Annotated in this window: 5 protein-coding genes; 2 read left to right on the top strand and 3 right to left on the bottom strand. The window is 61.0% G+C overall.

All coding sequences use genetic code 11. The annotated features are described in order from the left end of the window. The 3 genes from rplI to rpsF all read right to left on the bottom strand — a co-directional run. Positions 1-531: 50S ribosomal protein L9 (gene rplI, locus B3H86_RS12380; protein ID WP_292054367.1), on the bottom strand; the 531-nt coding region annotated here is incomplete at its 3' end. 1 nt (position 532) lies between these two features. Continuing rightward, positions 533-808 (bottom strand): 30S ribosomal protein S18, encoded by a 276-nt coding sequence (rpsR, locus tag B3H86_RS12375; protein WP_292054365.1) that lies wholly within the window; start codon positions 806-808, stop codon positions 533-535. A gap of 11 nt (positions 809-819) precedes the next feature. Continuing rightward, positions 820-1197: a 30S ribosomal protein S6 gene (gene rpsF / locus B3H86_RS12370; protein WP_292054363.1), complete on the bottom strand. Its 378-nt coding sequence runs from the start codon at positions 1195-1197 to the stop codon at positions 820-822. 295 nt (positions 1198-1492) lie between these two features. On the opposite strand from rpsF, the gene B3H86_RS12365 reads away from it, so the two are divergent. Further along, positions 1493-2806, top strand: a complete 1314-nt coding sequence (locus B3H86_RS12365) for an Nramp family divalent metal transporter (protein WP_292054362.1) — start codon at positions 1493-1495, stop codon at positions 2804-2806. Positions 2807-2820: 14 nt separating this feature from the next. Then, positions 2821-3009, top strand: a 189-nt coding sequence (locus tag B3H86_RS12360; RefSeq protein ID WP_292054361.1) for a hypothetical protein, incomplete at its 3' end; no start/stop codon positions are given.

Here is a 3009-nt window from a genome sequence, read left to right as displayed (position 1 = left end):
TTGAGCAGCTTCTTCAGCAGCAGCACGCTCGTCGTCGAAGCGCGAAGCGATGACGTCTTCACCGCGGGCTTGACGCTCGGCTTCATCAGCCGAACGGGCCACGTTGATCTTGACGGTCGCCGACACTTCACCGTGCAGGCGAACCAGCACTTCGTGAATGCCGAGGGTCTTGATCGCGGTGTTGAGCACGACTTGCGAACGCTCGACCTTGCCGCCTTCAGCCTTGATGGCTTCAGCGACGTCGCGGCCAGCGACCGAGCCGTACAGCTGGCCGGTTTCGCCAGCCTGACGGATCATGACGTAGGTTTCGCCGTCGATCTTGTCAGCGATGACCTGAGCGTCGGCCTTGTTCTTCTCGTTGCGGGCTTCAATAGCAGCACGCTCGATTTCGAAGGCCTTCAGGTTGGCTTCCGTGGCGCGGCGAGCCTTGTCGCGCGGCAGGAGGAAGTTACGTGCGAAGCCGTCCTTAACAGTGACGACGTCGCCGATGGCGCCGAGGTTGTCGACGCGTTCCAGCAGAACGACCTTCATCTTACTTCACCACGTACGGCAGCAGGGCCAGGTAGCGGGCGCGCTTGATGGCCTTGGCCAGTTCGCGTTGCTTCTTGGCGGAAACGGCGGTGATGCGAGAAGGCACGATCTTGCCGCGTTCGGAGACGTAACGCTGCAGCAGCTTCACGTCCTTGTAGTCGATCTTCGGTGCGTTGGCGCCCGAGAACGGGCAAACCTTACGACGACGGTAGAACGGACGACGGGCCGGGCCAGAGCCAGCCGGTGCGCCCGGGATCGGAGCGTTGGTATCGGTCATCTATCCGTTCCTTATTCCGAAGCCGCAGCGTCGTCGTTGCGGTTGCTGCTGCGATCGCGTTCGCGTTCGCGGCGAGCCAGCAGCGGCGACAGTTCCAGGTCGAGCTCTTCGACGCGGATGGTCAGCCAGCGCAGCACGTCTTCGTTGATCGACAGCTGACGCTCGACTTCTGCCATAGCAGCAGCCGGTGCATCGATGGCGAGCAGCGAGTAGTGAGCCTTGCGGTTCTTCTTCACGCGGTAGGTCAGGTTGCGCAGACCCCAGTACTCGATCTTGGCGACCGAGCCGCCGTTTTCTTCGATCAGAGACTTGATGGTGTCGTTCAGCGCTTCGGCCTGTTGCGCCGAGATATCTTGGCGCGTCATGACCGTGTGCTCGTAAAGAGCCATGCGGTATTCTCCCTTGGCGGACATCGGCGCAGGCAAACCGGGTAGTTTGCCTACGATGGCTCCTGATGTGGCGGACGGGAGTTTCCCGACCCTTTGACGTTCCACAGCAGGACCGAAGCCCTGGAAAGGGGCGGCCTATAAGCGAAAAACGCCGAAAGGGCAAGGGTTGGGCCCGCAATGGGCCGTTGCGTAGCGGTCCTTTGCCTTCGATCCCGAAATGATGATCGAACAATGGGTTGGATAGGCTCCGGAACCATGTCAGCAAAGAGGTAGACGCTGAAGCCGGAGATAGCTGATGAATGATCGCGCGGATACCACGCCAACCTCGATAGAGGCGTCGTCAGCAATTCCAAAAAACAAATGGTCGCTGATCGGGCCGGGTATTGTGGTGGCCGCGACGGGCGTGGGGGCAGGGGATCTTGTCGCGACGCTGATTGCGGGCTCGAAGTTCGGCTATGCGCTGCTGTGGGCGGCGATTGTCGGAACGATCCTCAAGATCGCGCTGGCCGAGGCGACGGGCCGCTATACGCTGGCGGGCGAGAAGACGATTTTTGAAGGCTGGAGCTCGCTGGGCAAGGGCTTCTTTGGCTCGCGCATCAACTGGGCGGGCCTTTATTTCGGCATCTATGTCGTGATCTGGGGCTTTGTTTACGGAGCCGCGGCGATGACCTCGACGGCCCTGCCGATGGCGGCGCTGTTCCCCGTATTTGACCTCAAGACTTGGGGCGTGATCGCAGGTATCGCGGGCTTGGCCTTCGTCTGGTTCGGTGGATACGGCCTCTTTGAAAAGGTGATGACCTTTGCCGTCGGCGTGATGTTCGTCACCGTGATCGGTCTGGCCGTGATCGTGGCACCGGATATTCCGAACCTGCTGACGGGGCTGTGGCCGACGCTGCCGCAGGGGTCGGTCTTTTATACTCTGGGTCTGATAGGCGGGGTGGGCGGCACCATTACTATGGCGGCCTATGGCTATTGGCTGAATGCCAAGGGCTGGCACGGTCCGTCGTGGATCAAGGTCATGCGGCTGGACAATCAGGTCGGCTATATCGTCACCGGCGTGTTCGTGATCGCCATGCTGATTGTCGGGGCAGAGCTGCTGTATTCGGCGGGGATCGCGCTTCAGGGCGGTGACCGTGGCCTACTGGATCTGTCGGGTGTGTTGCGCGAGCGGTTCAGCCCATTCGTCGCCACCATGTTCCTTGTCGGCTTCTGGGCGACCAGCTTCTCGTCTCTGCTGGGCGTGTGGAATGGTGTCAGCCTGATGTTCTCGGACTTCGTCACCCATGTGCGCGGCAAGCCCAAGCAGGATATGGCGACGACGCAAAAATCGTGGTCGTTCCGCGCCTTTGCCCTGTGGCTCACGTTTCCGCCGATCGCGCTATTGTTCATCGACCGTCCGTTCGGTTTGATCGTGGCCTATGGGGTGCTGGGTAGCCTGTTCATGCCCTTCCTTGCCGGGACGCTGCTGTGGCTGCTGAACTCGGACCGTGTGCCCAAGGAATGGCGCAACGGCTGGCTGTCGAACCTGATGCTGACGGCGGCGACCATCCTGTTCGCCTCGCTGGCCATCAACGAGATATGGTCCCAGATATCCAAGCTCGTTCAGTAGGCGGTCTATTTGTCATGCGCCTGTCCGCAAAACGGGCAGGCGTTGTCGCAAAATTCACGCTTGGACGTTGCAAACGGTCACTAAGCAGCACGGGTTCGTATCTCGTCAGGGGACTGAAGAAGATGAAACCCGTATCCGCGCTTGCCGCCGTGGCGGTCCTGTTGGCCGCCGCGCCCGTCTTGGCCCAGATCGTCGCGCCGCCC

This window comes from Brevundimonas sp. UBA5866 (genome assembly GCF_002432125.1).
Taxonomy (GTDB): Bacteria; Pseudomonadota; Alphaproteobacteria; order Caulobacterales; family Caulobacteraceae; genus Brevundimonas.
This window is presented reverse-complemented; position numbering and strand designations above follow the sequence as displayed.